At 42.4% G+C, this 13,634-nt stretch carries 13 protein-coding genes; all 13 read left to right on the forward strand.

Annotated features, from left to right (window positions below; all coding sequences use genetic code 11):
- Nucleotides 1-12: 12 nt before the first annotated feature.
- The 13 genes from lepA to M1F65_RS02075 all read left to right on the forward strand — a co-directional run bounded on the left by lepA (nt 13) and on the right by M1F65_RS02075 (nt 13,615).
- Complete coding sequence (lepA, locus tag M1F65_RS02015; RefSeq protein WP_001047193.1) at nt 13-1,836, forward strand: translation elongation factor 4; 1,824 nt, start codon at nt 13-15, stop codon at nt 1,834-1,836.
- 140 nt (nt 1,837-1,976) lie between these two features.
- Nucleotides 1,977-2,600 carry a hypothetical protein gene (locus M1F65_RS02020; protein ID WP_084859835.1) on the forward strand — a complete coding sequence of 208 codons (624 nt, stop codon included), beginning with the start codon at nt 1,977-1,979 and terminating at the stop codon, nt 2,598-2,600.
- 83 nt (nt 2,601-2,683) lie between these two features.
- Nucleotides 2,684-3,532 carry a DNA-processing protein DprA gene (gene dprA / locus M1F65_RS02025; protein ID WP_247925361.1) on the forward strand — a complete coding sequence of 283 codons (849 nt, stop codon included), beginning with the start codon at nt 2,684-2,686 and terminating at the stop codon, nt 3,530-3,532.
- 116 nt (nt 3,533-3,648) lie between these two features.
- Nucleotides 3,649-5,736 (forward strand): type I DNA topoisomerase, encoded by a 2,088-nt coding sequence (topA, locus tag M1F65_RS02030; protein WP_247925362.1) that lies wholly within the window; start codon nt 3,649-3,651, stop codon nt 5,734-5,736.
- A gap of 106 nt (nt 5,737-5,842) precedes the next feature.
- Entirely contained in the window at nt 5,843-6,202 is a 360-nt protein-coding gene (locus M1F65_RS02035) for a YbaN family protein (protein WP_001220359.1), read from the forward strand.
- A gap of 93 nt (nt 6,203-6,295) precedes the next feature.
- Nucleotides 6,296-6,928 (forward strand): copper homeostasis protein CutC, encoded by a 633-nt coding sequence (locus M1F65_RS02040; RefSeq protein WP_000638807.1) that lies wholly within the window; start codon nt 6,296-6,298, stop codon nt 6,926-6,928.
- Between the two features lie 43 nt (nt 6,929-6,971).
- Nucleotides 6,972-7,628: an MmcQ/YjbR family DNA-binding protein gene (locus M1F65_RS02045; protein ID WP_084944562.1), complete on the forward strand. Its 657-nt coding sequence runs from the start codon at nt 6,972-6,974 to the stop codon at nt 7,626-7,628.
- 314 nt (nt 7,629-7,942) lie between these two features.
- Nucleotides 7,943-9,505 carry a 2-isopropylmalate synthase gene (locus M1F65_RS02050; protein ID WP_247925363.1) on the forward strand — a complete coding sequence of 521 codons (1,563 nt, stop codon included), beginning with the start codon at nt 7,943-7,945 and terminating at the stop codon, nt 9,503-9,505.
- 11 nt (nt 9,506-9,516) lie between these two features.
- Nucleotides 9,517-10,554 (forward strand): 3-isopropylmalate dehydrogenase, encoded by a 1,038-nt coding sequence (gene leuB / locus M1F65_RS02055; RefSeq protein WP_247925364.1) that lies wholly within the window; start codon nt 9,517-9,519, stop codon nt 10,552-10,554.
- Nucleotides 10,551-10,820 carry a DUF1294 domain-containing protein gene (locus M1F65_RS02060; protein WP_070657584.1) on the forward strand — a complete coding sequence of 90 codons (270 nt, stop codon included), beginning with the start codon at nt 10,551-10,553 and terminating at the stop codon, nt 10,818-10,820. The genes leuB and M1F65_RS02060 overlap by 4 nt, the downstream gene beginning before the upstream one ends.
- Before the next feature lie 3 nt (nt 10,821-10,823).
- A complete protein-coding gene (leuC, locus tag M1F65_RS02065) occupies nt 10,824-12,206 on the forward strand; it encodes a 3-isopropylmalate dehydratase large subunit (protein WP_070657586.1) in 1,383 nt (460 codons plus the stop codon).
- Nucleotides 12,207-12,215: 9 nt separating this feature from the next.
- Complete coding sequence (gene leuD, locus M1F65_RS02070) at nt 12,216-12,809, forward strand: 3-isopropylmalate dehydratase small subunit (RefSeq protein ID WP_247925365.1); 594 nt, start codon at nt 12,216-12,218, stop codon at nt 12,807-12,809.
- A gap of 26 nt (nt 12,810-12,835) precedes the next feature.
- Nucleotides 12,836-13,615 (forward strand): L-threonylcarbamoyladenylate synthase, encoded by a 780-nt coding sequence (locus M1F65_RS02075; protein WP_247925366.1) that lies wholly within the window; start codon nt 12,836-12,838, stop codon nt 13,613-13,615.
- The last annotated feature ends 19 nt before the right edge of the window (nt 13,616-13,634 follow it).

Genomic DNA, 13,634 nt, shown 5'->3' on the forward strand with positions numbered 1-13,634 from the left:
AGGAAGAGCATCATGAACTTAGAAGAATTGAAGAAACGACAGGAGAAGATTCGGAACTTCTCTATTATCGCCCATATTGACCATGGGAAATCAACCCTAGCAGACCGCATTTTGGAAAAGACGGAGACCGTTTCTAGTCGTGAAATGCAAGCCCAACTTCTAGATAGTATGGATCTTGAGCGTGAACGTGGGATTACCATTAAACTCAATGCCATTGAGCTCAATTACACTGCAAAAGATGGCGAAACCTATATTTTCCACTTGATTGATACACCAGGACACGTGGACTTTACCTATGAAGTGTCGCGTTCGCTAGCTGCCTGTGAAGGAGCGATTTTGGTGGTTGATGCGGCTCAAGGGATTGAAGCTCAAACTCTTGCTAACGTTTATCTAGCCTTGGACAATGATTTGGAAATTCTGCCAGTCATTAACAAGATTGACCTTCCAGCAGCTGATCCAGAGCGTGTTCGTACAGAGATTGAGGATGTCATCGGACTGGATGCCAGCGAAGCAGTCTTAGCTTCAGCCAAAGCTGGTATTGGTATTGAAGAAATTCTTGAGCAGATCGTTGAAAAAGTGCCAGCACCAACGGGTGATGTTGCAGCTCCATTAAAAGCCTTGATTTTCGACTCAGTTTATGATGCCTATCGTGGGGTTATCCTCCAAGTGCGTGTTATGGACGGAGTGGTTAAACCTGGCGATAAGATTCAGCTCATGAGCAATGGCAAGACCTTTGATGTGACGGAGGTCGGTATTTTCACGCCGAAAGCAGTTGGTCGTGATTTTCTTGCGACTGGTGACGTTGGTTATATTGCGGCTTCCATCAAGACGGTTCAAGACACGCGTGTCGGAGATACAGTGACCCTAGCAAGCAATCCTGCCGCAGAGCCATTGGATGGCTATAAGCAGATGAATCCTATGGTCTTTGCAGGTCTTTATCCAATCGAATCAAACAAGTACAATGACCTTCGTGAAGCCCTTGAAAAATTGCAGCTCAACGATGCCAGCCTGCAGTTTGAACCAGAAACATCTCAGGCCCTTGGATTTGGTTTCCGTTGTGGATTCCTTGGACTTCTCCATATGGATGTTATCCAAGAGCGTTTAGAGCGTGAGTTCAACATTGACCTCATCATGACAGCTCCATCTGTTATCTATAAGGTTAACCAAACTGACGGTGAATCTATGGATGTGTCTAACCCCTCTGAATTTCCAGATCCAACCAAGATTGCGACTATTGAAGAACCGTATGTCAAGGCGCAAATCATGGTACCGCAGGAGTTTGTCGGAGCAGTGATGGAACTGGCTCAGCGCAAGCGTGGGGATTTTGTGACCATGGACTATATTGATGATAATCGTGTCAATGTTATCTATCAAATTCCACTTGCTGAAATCGTCTTTGACTTTTTTGATAAGCTCAAGTCTTCGACACGTGGTTATGCAAGCTTTGACTACGAATTGTCAGAGTATCGCCCATCTAAACTGGTCAAAATGGATATTCTTCTCAATGGAGACAAGGTGGATGCCCTCAGCTTTATCGTTCACAAGGACTTTGCCTACGAACGTGGGAAACTCATCGTGGATAAGCTCAAGAAAATCATCCCTCGTCAACAATTTGAGGTGCCGATTCAAGCAGCTATTGGGCACAAAATCGTGGCTCGTACTGATATCAAGGCCCTTCGTAAGAACGTACTTGCCAAGTGTTACGGTGGTGACGTTTCTCGTAAACGCAAACTCCTTGAAAAACAAAAAGCTGGTAAGAAACGCATGAAAGCTATCGGATCAGTAGAAGTCCCACAAGAAGCCTTCCTTAGCGTCTTGAGCATGGATGAAGAATAGAAATAAAAAAACTCTTGAAGATTTTTCAAGAGTTTTTGCTTTAAATGAGAGTGATAAAATCGGAAGCTAACAGAATAGATCAGGTTAGAATTTGACAGAAGTCCCTATTTTTCTTATAATGCAGATGGAAAGGTGGTAGGATGAAAAAATTATTAATTTTAGGTACTGTAGTTACTGCTAGTGTTTTTCTAGCTTCATGCTCTAATAAATCGCAAACAGCAACCGAAGAAAGTTCGACTGCGGTTGTTAGTTCTTCAAGAAGTCAGGAAACGAATAGCACTAGTTCTGCTGTTTCTGAAGCGAAAAAGGAAGAGACGCAAATCATCGGTTCGAATGAATATGGATTTGTCAAGGTACCCAAATCATGGGTTCGATTCCATGAAGTAGAAGGTGGAAATGATATACAGTATTGTGATGGAACAGATATCAACATTGTTACGCTGAATACCTTTAAGGCTGAGCAGTTCAATATCAGCGAAGAAGAATATGCTAAACTGGATGTTGTGACTGTCTCATCTAGTATTTTAACTTCCAAAGAACAAAGCTCTGATTTCAGTAAGGTTTGGGGCTCCAAATCGACCATTGGAGGCTATGAAGCCTATGTTGTCAATGCAATTGCTAAGTCAGGGAAATACCTCGTTACCTGGGTCTTCCGATCAAATGATGGTAAAATCCGCTATGTTTCACTTGAAGGGGATGGGGAAACTTTAAAAACAATCTTACCGATGGTTGAAAGTAGCTGGTCAACTACTAAATCTGAATAAAAGAAAAAAAGAAGATTCTTGGTCTTCTTTTTATTTTTTTTACGAATAGATAGATGAGTAGAAAAGAAGAAATGGAGATGTTTATGAAGATTACAAACTATGATATTTACAAATTAAGAAAAGCAGGTTTGACCAATCAACAGATTTTAACTGTCCTTGAATACGATGAGACTGTAGATCAGGAGCTCTTGCTAGGTGAGATTGCAGAAATATCTGGGTGTCGTAATCCTGCAGTCTTTATGGAACGCTATTTCCAGATAGATGATGCACAGTTGGAGAAGGAGTTTCAGAAATTTCCATCCTTTTCTATTCTTGATGACTGTTATCCTTGGGATCTGAGTGAGATTTATGATGCTCCAGTGCTCTTGTTTTACAAAGGGAATCTGGACTTATTGAAATTTCCCAAGGTTGCTGTTGTGGGGAGTCGTTCTTGTTCGAGCCAAGGAGCTAAGTCAGTCCAGAAAATTATCCAAGGTTTAGAAAACGAGTTAATCGTGGTCAGTGGTTTAGCCAAAGGGATTGATACAGCTGCCCATATGGCTACACTCCAGAATGGAGGAAGAACAATTGCTGTCATTGGAACAGGATTGGATGTTTTCTATCCCCGCGCCAATAAACGTTTGCAGGAACACATTGGAAATCATCATCTGGTGCTAAGTGAGTACGGTCCAGGTGAAGAACCCTTGAAATTTCACTTTCCAGCTCGTAATCGTATCATTGCAGGATTGTGTCGTGGAGTTATAGTAGCAGAGGCAAGGATGCGCTCTGGGAGTCTCATTACCTGTGAACGCGCGATGGAGGAAGGACGCGATGTCTTTGCTATTCCAGGGAACATTCTTGATGGCCATTCAGATGGTTGCCACCACTTGATCCAAGAAGGAGCAAAACTGGTCACAAGTGGTCAAGATGTGTTGGCAGAGTTTGAATTTTAAGGAGAAATTGTTCATTCAGATAAACTTTTCTTCTATATATATGACTTAGGTCTTGACAGCTATAGAAAAATGGTTTACACTTTATAAAGTTTATTACTTTGAAAAGGTGTGATAGTGTGGCTACGGCAACAAAGAAGAAAAAATCAACAGTTAAAAAAAATCTAGTCATCGTAGAGTCTCCTGCCAAGGCGAAAACGATTGAGAAGTATCTAGGCAGAAATTACAAGGTTTTAGCTAGTGTCGGACATATCCGTGATTTGAAAAAATCCAGTATGTCGGTCGACATTGAAAATAACTATGAACCCCAGTATATCAATATCCGAGGCAAAGGTCCTCTGATCAATGATTTGAAAAAGGAAGCCAAAAAGGCCAATAAAGTCTTTCTGGCAAGTGACCCGGACCGTGAAGGAGAAGCAATTTCCTGGCATTTGGCTCATATCCTTGACTTGGATGAGAATGATGCCAACCGTGTGGTCTTTAATGAAATCACCAAGGACGCAGTGAAAAATGCCTTTAAAGAACCTCGCAAGATTGATATGGACTTGGTCGATGCCCAACAAGCTCGTCGTGTCTTGGACCGCTTGGTAGGCTATTCGATTTCACCAATTTTGTGGAAAAAGGTCAAGAAGGGCTTATCAGCAGGGCGCGTGCAGTCTGTTGCCCTTAAGCTCATCATTGATCGTGAAAATGAAATCAATGCCTTCCAACCAGAAGAATACTGGACAATTGATGGTGTCTTTAAGAAGGGAACCAAGCAATTTCAAGCTTCTTTCTATGGTATGAATGGTAAAAAGATGAAATTGACCACCAATGAAGAGGTCAAAGAAGTCTTGTCCCATCTATCGAGCAAAGATTTTACAGTGGATCAGGTAGATAAGAAGGAGCGCAAACGCAATGCGCCCCTACCTTATACGACCTCAACTATGCAGATGGACGCTGCCAACAAAATCAATTTCCGTACTCGTAAGACCATGATGGTTGCCCAACAGCTTTATGAAGGGATTAATATCGGTACAGGCGTGCAAGGTTTGATTACCTATATGCGTACAGACTCTACTCGTATCAGTCCTGTGGCTCAGAATGAAGCGGCAAGCTACATCAACGATCGTTTTGGTAGCAAGTATTCCAAGCATGGTAGCAAGGTCAAGAATGCCTCAGGTGCTCAAGATGCCCACGAAGCCATTCGTCCTTCAAGTGTCTTTAATACACCAGAAAGCATCGCTAAGTACTTGGACAAAGACCAGCTCAAACTCTATACCCTTATCTGGAACCGTTTTGTGGCAAGCCAGATGACGGGAGCTATCTTTGATACCATGGCTGTCAAACTCTCTCAAAATGGAGTCCAATTCGCGGCAAATGGAAGCCAGGTTAAGTTTGATGGGTATCTTGCTATCTACAATGACTCAGATAAGAACAAGATGTTGCCAGATATGGCTGTTGGAGATGTAGTTAAGCAGGTTAATAGCAAGCCCGAACAACATTTCACCCAACCGCCAGCTCGCTATTCGGAAGCGACCCTTATCAAGACCTTGGAAGAAAATGGTGTTGGACGTCCTTCAACCTACGCTCCAACCATTGAAACCATCCAAAAACGTTACTACGTTCGTCTGGCAGCAAAACGTTTTGAACCAACAGAGTTGGGAGAAATTGTTAATAAACTCATTGTTGAATATTTCCCAGATATCGTAAATGTGACCTTCACAGCTGAGATGGAAGGAAAATTGGATGATGTCGAAGTTGGAAAAGAGCAGTGGCAACGTGTCATTGATGAATTTTATAAACCATTCTCTAAAGAGGTAGCCAAGGCTGAATCCGAAATGGAAAAAATCCAGATCAAGGATGAGCCAGCTGGATTTGACTGTGAAGTTTGTGGCAGTCCGATGGTGATTAAGCTCGGTCGTTTTGGTAAATTCTATGCTTGTAGTAATTTCCCAGACTGCCGTCACACACAAGCAATTGTCAAAGAGATTGGAGTCGAGTGTCCAAGCTGCCATCAAGGTCAAATCATCGAACGCAAAACCAAGCGCAATCGTATCTTCTATGGTTGCAATCGCTACCCAGAATGTGAATTTACTTCCTGGGATAAACCAATTGGACGTGATTGTCCAAAATGTAGTCACTTCCTTATGGAGAAGAAAGTCCGTGGTGGTGGCAAACAGATTGTGTGTAGTAATGGCGACTACGAAGAAGAGAAAATTAAATAACACGAAGAGTCCTGAAAATAAATTTCAGGCTCTTTTTACTTGAAGCTTGACAAATTTCCTCACTTTGTGGGAAACTAGTAGAAGATTATTTCAATTAGGAGAAGACATGCGTATTATTTACCTAAGTATTGGTTTTATTTCTTTAGCCTTGGCTCTTGTTGGGGTTGTCTTGCCCCTCTTGCCAACGACGCCCTTCCTTTTGCTATCAATTGCTTGCTTTTCCAAGTCTTCAAAGAGATTTGAAGATTGGCTTTATCACACCAAGCTCTATCAGACTTATGTAGCTGACTTTCGGGAAACCAAGTCAATAGCGCGAGAACGAAAGAAAAAAATCATCGTATCTATCTATATCTTGATGGGAATTTCTATTTATTTTGCTCCTCTTTTGCCAGTCAAAATCGGTCTGGGAGCCTTGACTATCTTTATCACCTATTATCTCTTTAAAGTCATTCCTGACAAAGAATAGATAAAAATAGTAGTTATTTGCCTTGATAAAAATGAAAGCATATTTAAAATAATATGATATAATAAATTTAAAGAAAACATCAAGGAGAATCAAATGATTTACGAATTTTGTGCTGAAAATGTGACCTTGCTAGAAAAAGCCATGCAGGCTGGAGCTCGTCGAATCGAACTTTGTGACAATCTAGCAGTGGGAGGAACAACACCTAGCTATGGAGTGACCAAGGCAGCGGTTGAACTGGCAGCTAACTACGACACCACCATCATGACTATGATTCGTCCCCGTGGTGGCGACTTTGTCTATACTGATCTTGAAATAGCGATCATGCTAGAAGACATTCGTTTGACTACTCAGGCTGGAAGTCAAGGGGTTGTATTTGGGGCATTAACTGCTGATAAGAAGTTGGATAAGCCTAATCTTGAGAAGCTGATTACCGCATCTAAAGGAATGGAAATTGTCTTTCACATGGCCTTTGATGAATTAAGTGATGAAGACCAGTTGGAAGCCATTGACTGGCTCAGCCAAGCCGGAGTCACTCGTATCTTAACTCGTGCTGGAGTTTCTGAGGACTCGCTAGACAAACGTTTTGCTCACTATCACAGAATTTTGGAACATGCAAAAGGTAAAATTGAAATCTTACCAGGTGGAGGAATTGACTTGGACAACCGTCAAACCTTTATCGACCAACTTGGTGTGACTCAATTGCACGGTACCAAGGTTGTCTTTTAAAAAATAGAAAGGAACTGCTAGCTTTGGGTAGCAGTTTTCACTTATGTTTGAAATTTTTAAATCCTATCAGTTTAATCAAGAAAAAGTTCGTGCCTTCGGTTTTATAGAAAATGAGGGAGTCTGGTCCTACAGTTTCCAGATTTTGGATGGAGACTTTGTCATGATTGTGTCCATCACTACAGATAATGTGAGTTTTCAAGTTTTTGATCAGGAGACTGGTGACCTCTATCCTCAAGTACATATGGAAAGCATGCGTGGGAGTTTTGTTGCAAGTGTCCGTGAGGCTTGTTTGGAGATTCTCTATCAGATTCGGAAGGCTTGTTTTGATGTGCAGGATTTTATCTGTCCTCAGACTAAGCGCATCATGGCTCAAGTTCAGGAAAAGTATGGTAATCAGTTGGAGTATCTGTGGGAAAAATCGCCTGATACAGCTGTATTGCGCCATGAAGGCAATCAAAAGTGGTATGCTGTTTTAATGAGAATTCCTTGGGATAGGCTAGATAAGGGGAGAGAAGGGCTAGTCGAAGCAGTTAATATCAAACACGACCAAGTAGCTGACTTGCTTTCACAAAAGGGTATTTATCCAGCTTTTCATATGAATAAACGCTACTGGCTTAGTCTGGCGCTTGATGATAGTTTGCAAGATGAAGAAGTGATAGAACTCATCGAAAGAAGTTGGAACTTGACTGTGAAAAATTAAAGAAAGTTACTTGATTTTTCAAATACTTTCAATTAGCAAAATATTCTTTATTGAAGAAATTTTCAGAAAATAATGGATTTTTTCTTGACAAGTGTTTTTAGCTATGCTAAAATACTAAACAAGATATCAAACGAAGGAGAAAGTCAAACATGAAAACAGCTAAGTTTAATCAATTTGCTTTGTTGTTGAGGTACTCGGGCTAGTGCAAAAGCATTAGTCCTGTTTGGCTTACCAAGCGGGAGTAAATCAACATCTCGCTTGGGCTTCTAAGCGAGATGTTTTTTTAAAACCACATTTGGAAAAGGGGAAATCTTATGCGTAAAGTTGAATTTTTTGATACAAGCCTTCGTGATGGGGAACAAACACCTGGTGTTAACTTTTCAATAAAGGAAAAAGTTTCCATTGCAAGACAGCTAGAGAAATGGGGAATTTCTGTAATTGAAGCTGGTTTTCCGGCTGCTAGTCCAGATTCATTTATAGCCGTTCAAGAAATTGCTAGAGCCATGAAAAAAACAGCAGTGACAGGATTAGCTCGTTCTGTAAAATCTGATATTGATGCTTGTTATGAGGCGCTTAAGGATGCCAAGTATCCACAAATTCATGTCTTTATCGCTACCAGTCCGATTCACCGCAAGTATAAGCTCAATAAAAGCAAGGAAGAGATTTTAGAAGCTATCAAGGAACATGTTTCTTATGCTCGTTCTAAGTTTGAAATCGTCGAATTCTCTCCTGAAGATGCGACTAGAACAGAGTTGGATTTCCTCTTGCAAGTCGTTCAAACAGCGGTCGATGCAGGTGCATCTTATATCAATATCCCTGACACAGTTGGCTTTACGACTCCAGAAGAGTTTGCACGTATCTTTGATCACTTGACTGAAAATATTAAATCAGATCATAAAGTTGTCTTTGGTGTCCACTGTCACGATGATCTCGGTATGGCAACTGCAAATACTTTGATAGCAATTAAACACGGTGCTGGACGTGTCCAGGGAACTATTAATGGTATCGGTGAACGCGCAGGTAATGTTGCTCTTGAAGAAGTAGCTGTTGCTTTGAAGATTCGTGAGGATTTCTTCCAAGCAACTAGTGATATTGTTTTGGATGAAACAATGAATACGTCTGAAATGGTTTCTCGCTTCTCTGGTATTCCAGTTCCTAAAAACAAGGCTGTGGTTGGTGGTAATGCCTTCTCCCACGAGTCTGGTATTCACCAAGATGGAGTCCTTAAAAATCCTCTCACTTATGAGATTATCACACCTGAATTGGTCGGGGTTAAGAGTAATAGTCTTCCGCTTGGTAAATTGTCTGGTCGCCATGCCTTTGTTGAAAAACTAAGAGAACTGGCCCTAGATTTTACAGAAGAGGATATCAAACCACTCTTCGCTAAGTTCAAGGCACTAGCGGACAAGAAACAAGAAATCACGGATGCAGATATTCGAGCTCTGGTAGCTGGAACCATGGTTGAAAATCCAGAAGGCTTCCACTTTGATGATTTACAACTTCAAACCCATGCAGATAATGAGATTGAAGCGCTCGTTAGTCTGGCTAATATGGATGGTGAAAAAGTCGAATTCAATGCGACAGGACAAGGTTCCGTTGAAGCTATCTTTAACGCTATTGATAAGTTCTTCAACCAATCTGTTCGTTTGGTATCCTACACTATTGATGCGGTGACGGATGGGATCGATGCCCAGGCTCGGGTTTTGGTTACTGTTGAAAACAGAGATACAGAGACCATCTTTAACGCGGCAGGTCTTGACTTTGATGTATTGAAGGCTTCGGCGATTGCTTATATCAATGCCAATACCTTTGTTCAAAAAGAGAATGCAGGTGAGATGGGGCATAGCGTTTCCTACCGAGACATGCCTAGTGTGTAAAGGAGAAGGCTATGACAAAGAAAATAGTAGCTCTAGCAGGAGATGGAATCGGTCCAGAAATCATGGAAGCTGGTTTAGCGGTTCTGGAAGCTCTAGCTTCAAAAACAGGATTTGGCTATGAGATGGACAGACGCCCCTTTGGAGGTGCAGGAATTGATGCTGCGGGGCATCCCTTACCTGATGAAACCCTCAAGGCATGTAGAGAAGCAGATGCTATTCTCCTAGCGGCTATCGGTAGTCCCCAGTATGATGGAGCAGTGGTTCGGCCTGAACAAGGCTTGCTAGCTCTTCGTAAGGAACTCAATCTCTATGCCAATATTCGCCCTGTAAAAATCTTTGATAGTCTTAAGCATTTGTCACCTCTCAAACCGGAACGAATTGCTGGTGTAGACTTTGTCGTGGTACGTGAGTTGACAGGTGGGATTTACTTTGGAGATCATATCCTTGAAGAGCGCAAAGCGCGTGATATCAACGACTACAGCTATGAGGAAGTAAAGCGGATCATTCGCAAGGCATTTGAAATCGCAAGAAGTCGCAGAAAAATCGTTACTAGTATCGATAAGCAAAATGTTCTAGCAACATCAAAACTCTGGCGCAGAGTAGCTGAGGAAGTCGCGCAGGATTTCCCAGATGTGACCTTGGAACACCAGTTGGTGGACTCAGCTGCCATGCTTATGATTACCAATCCTGCCAAGTTTGATGTCATTGTGACGGAAAATCTTTTCGGAGATATCTTATCTGATGAATCAAGCGTTTTATCAGGCACACTTGGCGTCATGCCATCAGCCAGTCATTCTGAAAAAGGTCCAAGTCTCTATGAGCCTATTCATGGTTCAGCGCCTGATATTGCAGGTCAAGGAATTGCCAATCCTATTTCCATGATTTTGTCAGTTGCCATGATGTTGAGAGATAGCTTTGGACGTTATGAGGATGCGGAGCGTATCGAACATGCTGTAGAAGCCAGTTTGGAAGCAGGAATTTTAACGAGAGATATAGGAGGAAAGGCTTCGACCAAGGAAATGACGGAAGCCATCATTGAAAGACTATGAAGATAAACGAAGGAATTACTCTTACCCTCTTGATTTGGAATGTCATAATTTTTATCATTTATGGAATCGACAAATCCAAGGCAAGGAGAGGTGCTTGGCGCATCCCAGAGAAAATTCTCTTGACGATAGCACTTGTCTGTGGTGGATTTGGTGCCTGGTTAGCAGGAATGATCTTTCATCACAAGACTCGAAAATGGTATTTTAAAACGGTTTGGTTCCTTGGCATGGTAACCACACTAGTAGCCCTATATTTCATTTGGAGGTAATGGATGGCAGGAAAATCGATTTTTGATAAATTATGGGACCGCCATGTCATCACAGGAGAAGAGGGGCAGCCCCAACTCATGTATGTGGACCAGCACTATATTCATGAAGTGACTAGTCCCCAAGCTTTTCAAGGATTACGAGATGCAGGTCGCAGATTGAGACGACCAGACTTGACATTTGGCACCTTTGACCACAATGTACCAACGGTCAATATCTACGATATTCGAGATGTGATTTCTAAGGCGCAAATTGATAAGCTTGCTGAAAATGTTGAGGAGTTTGGGATTGAACATGCGGCCCATGGTTCTGAAAAACAAGGTATCGTTCACATGGTAGGTCCAGAAACAGGAAGAACTCAACCAGGGAAATTCATTGTCTGTGGAGACAGCCATACAGCTACTCACGGAGCTTTCGGAGCCATCGCCTTTGGGATTGGGACTAGTGAGGTTGAGCATGTCTTTGCGACCCAGACCCTCTGGCAGGTCAAACCCAAGAAAATGCTGGTAGAATTCACTGGTGTTCCTCAAAAAGGAGTTTATTCTAAGGATTACATTTTAGCCTTGATTGCCAAGTACGGCGTTGCTTGTGGTGTAGGCTATGTGGTGGAATATCGTGGGCAAGCGATTGATGCTCTGACCATGGAAGAGCGAATGACCATCTGCAATATGTCCATCGAGTTTGGCTCTAAGATGGGGATCATGAACCCGGATCAGACTACCTATGATTATCTCAAGGGACGAGAATGTGTTCCAGAGGACTTTGAAGAGGCTGTGGCTGATTGGAAGACACTTGTCAGTGATGAGGATGCCGTTTATGATAAGGTTATTCAGATGGATGTCTCTGACTTGGCACCTATGGTGACCTGGGGAACCAATCCTGCTATGGGAGTTGACTTTGACAGTAGTTTTCCAGAAATTAAGGATATGAATGATGAGCGAGCTTATCATTACATGGACTTGGAGCCTGGTCAAAAGCCAGCGGACATTGAACTAGGTTATATCTTTATCGGATCTTGTACCAATGCTCGTCTCAGTGACTTGCAACTAGCTGCTCGATTTGTCAAAGGAAAGAAAATTGCTCCCAATCTAACAGCAATTGTAGTTCCGGGCTCTCGTCCTGTGAAACGAGCTGCTGAGAAGTTGGGCTTGGACAAAGTCTTTCTAGATGCTGGTTTTGAGTGGAGAGACCCAGGTTGCTCCATGTGTCTAGGGATGAATCCCGACAAGGTACCTGATGGCGTCCACTGTGCTTCAACCAGTAACCGTAACTTTGAAGATAGGCAGGGATTTGGGGCTAAGACACATCTTTGCAGTCCAGCCATGGCAGCTGCGGCAGCTATCGCAGGGCGCTTCGTAGATGTTCGACAAATGCCAGAAGCCCAGTAAGGAGAGGATATGGAGAAATTTACAGTTTATACGGGAACGACCGTTCCTCTTATGAATGATAACATTGATACTGACCAAATCCTCCCCAAGCAGTTTCTCAAGTTAATTGATAAAAAAGGCTTTGGTAAGTACCTTATGTATGCTTGGCGTTATCTAGACGATAACTACACTGAGGATCCAGATTTTGTTTTTAACCGACCTGAATATCGTAAAGCCAGTATTCTTATCTCGGGGGATAACTTTGGGGCGGGTTCTTCGAGGGAACACGCAGCTTGGGCTCTAGCTGACTATGGTTTTAAGGTTGTGATTGCAGGATCTTTTGGGGACATTCATTACAATAATGAACTCAATAATGGCATGTTGCCTATTGTTCAGCCTAGGGAGGTTAGAGAAAAGCTAGCCCAACTCAAACCGACCGACCAGGTAACTGTAGACTTGAAACAACAAAAAATCATCTCATCAGTTGGAGAATTCACTTTCGAAATCGATAGCGAGTGGAAACACAAGCTCTTAAATGGTTTGGATGATATCGGCATTACTTTGCAGTATGAAGACTTGATTGCTGCTTATGAAAAACAACGTCCAGCCTACTGGCAGGAATAGAAAAATAGAAAAGGAAATATAGAACTATGACAAAACACATTCAATGGAACGGTACACTTTCACAAGAAGGCTATGACATTTTAAAAGGTGAGGGCGGATGTATCGTTTGCCCCACAAAAGTTGGTTACATTATCATGACGAGTGATAATGCAGGACTTGAACGCAAATTTGAAGCCAAAGAGCGTAACCGTAACAAACCAGGTGTTGTACTTTGTGGTAGCATGGACGAGCTACGTGCTTTAGCACAACTCAACCCAGAAATTGAAGCCTTCTACCAAAAACATTGGGACGAAGACATTCTCCTAGGTTGTATCCTTCCTTGGAAACCAGAAGCTTTTGAAAAACTCAAAGCATACGGTGATGGCCGTGAAGAACTCATGACTGACGTTCGTGGTACTAGCTGTTTTGTCATCAAGTTTGGTAAAGCTGGTGAGCAGTTGGCTGCTAAACTTTGGGAAGAAGGCAAGATGGTCTACGCCTCATCAGCCAACCCATCTGGAAAAGGAAATCGTGGTAAGGTAGAAGGAATCGGAGAACGTATCGAAGGAGCAGTGGACCTTGTCATCGAAGCAGACGACTATGTGGCATCCATCCAACCGGACAAAACAATCGAAACTCGCTACGAGCAAGGTGTGATGGTGTCTATGGTCGATAAAGACGGAAAACTCATCCCAGAACAAGGAGGAGCCCGTTCAATCTCACCAGCGCCAGTTGTTATCCGCAAAGGGCTTGACATTGATAAAATCATGATGCATTTGTCAGATACCTTTAACTCATGGGACTACCGTCAGGGAGAGTATTACTAAGATAAAAAAAGAAGTCTAG

The sequence above is a fragment of the Streptococcus oralis genome, from assembly GCF_023109195.1.
Classification (GTDB): domain Bacteria; phylum Bacillota; class Bacilli; order Lactobacillales; family Streptococcaceae; genus Streptococcus; species Streptococcus oralis_BV.

Bases quoted from the DNA above. Each gene is read 5' to 3' on its own strand.
- leuD (WP_247925365.1), top strand. From the start codon at position 12,216: ATGGAGAAATTTACAGTTTATACGGGAACGACCGTTCCTCTTATGAAT.
- M1F65_RS02040 (WP_000638807.1), top strand. From the start codon at position 6,296: ATGATTTACGAATTTTGTGCTGAAAATGTGACCTTGCTAGAAAAAGCC.
- M1F65_RS02060 (WP_070657584.1), top strand. From the start codon at position 10,551: ATGAAGATAAACGAAGGAATTACTCTTACCCTCTTGATTTGGAATGTC.
- M1F65_RS02035 (WP_001220359.1), top strand. From the start codon at position 5,843: ATGCGTATTATTTACCTAAGTATTGGTTTTATTTCTTTAGCCTTGGCT.
- leuB (WP_247925364.1), top strand. From the start codon at position 9,517: ATGACAAAGAAAATAGTAGCTCTAGCAGGAGATGGAATCGGTCCAGAA.
- M1F65_RS02045 (WP_084944562.1), top strand. From the start codon at position 6,972: ATGTTTGAAATTTTTAAATCCTATCAGTTTAATCAAGAAAAAGTTCGT.
- leuC (WP_070657586.1), top strand. From the start codon at position 10,824: ATGGCAGGAAAATCGATTTTTGATAAATTATGGGACCGCCATGTCATC.
- M1F65_RS02075 (WP_247925366.1), top strand. From the start codon at position 12,836: ATGACAAAACACATTCAATGGAACGGTACACTTTCACAAGAAGGCTAT.
- lepA (WP_001047193.1), top strand. From the start codon at position 13: ATGAACTTAGAAGAATTGAAGAAACGACAGGAGAAGATTCGGAACTTC.
- dprA (WP_247925361.1), top strand. From the start codon at position 2,684: ATGAAGATTACAAACTATGATATTTACAAATTAAGAAAAGCAGGTTTG.
- M1F65_RS02050 (WP_247925363.1), top strand. From the start codon at position 7,943: ATGCGTAAAGTTGAATTTTTTGATACAAGCCTTCGTGATGGGGAACAA.
- M1F65_RS02020 (WP_084859835.1), top strand. From the start codon at position 1,977: ATGAAAAAATTATTAATTTTAGGTACTGTAGTTACTGCTAGTGTTTTT.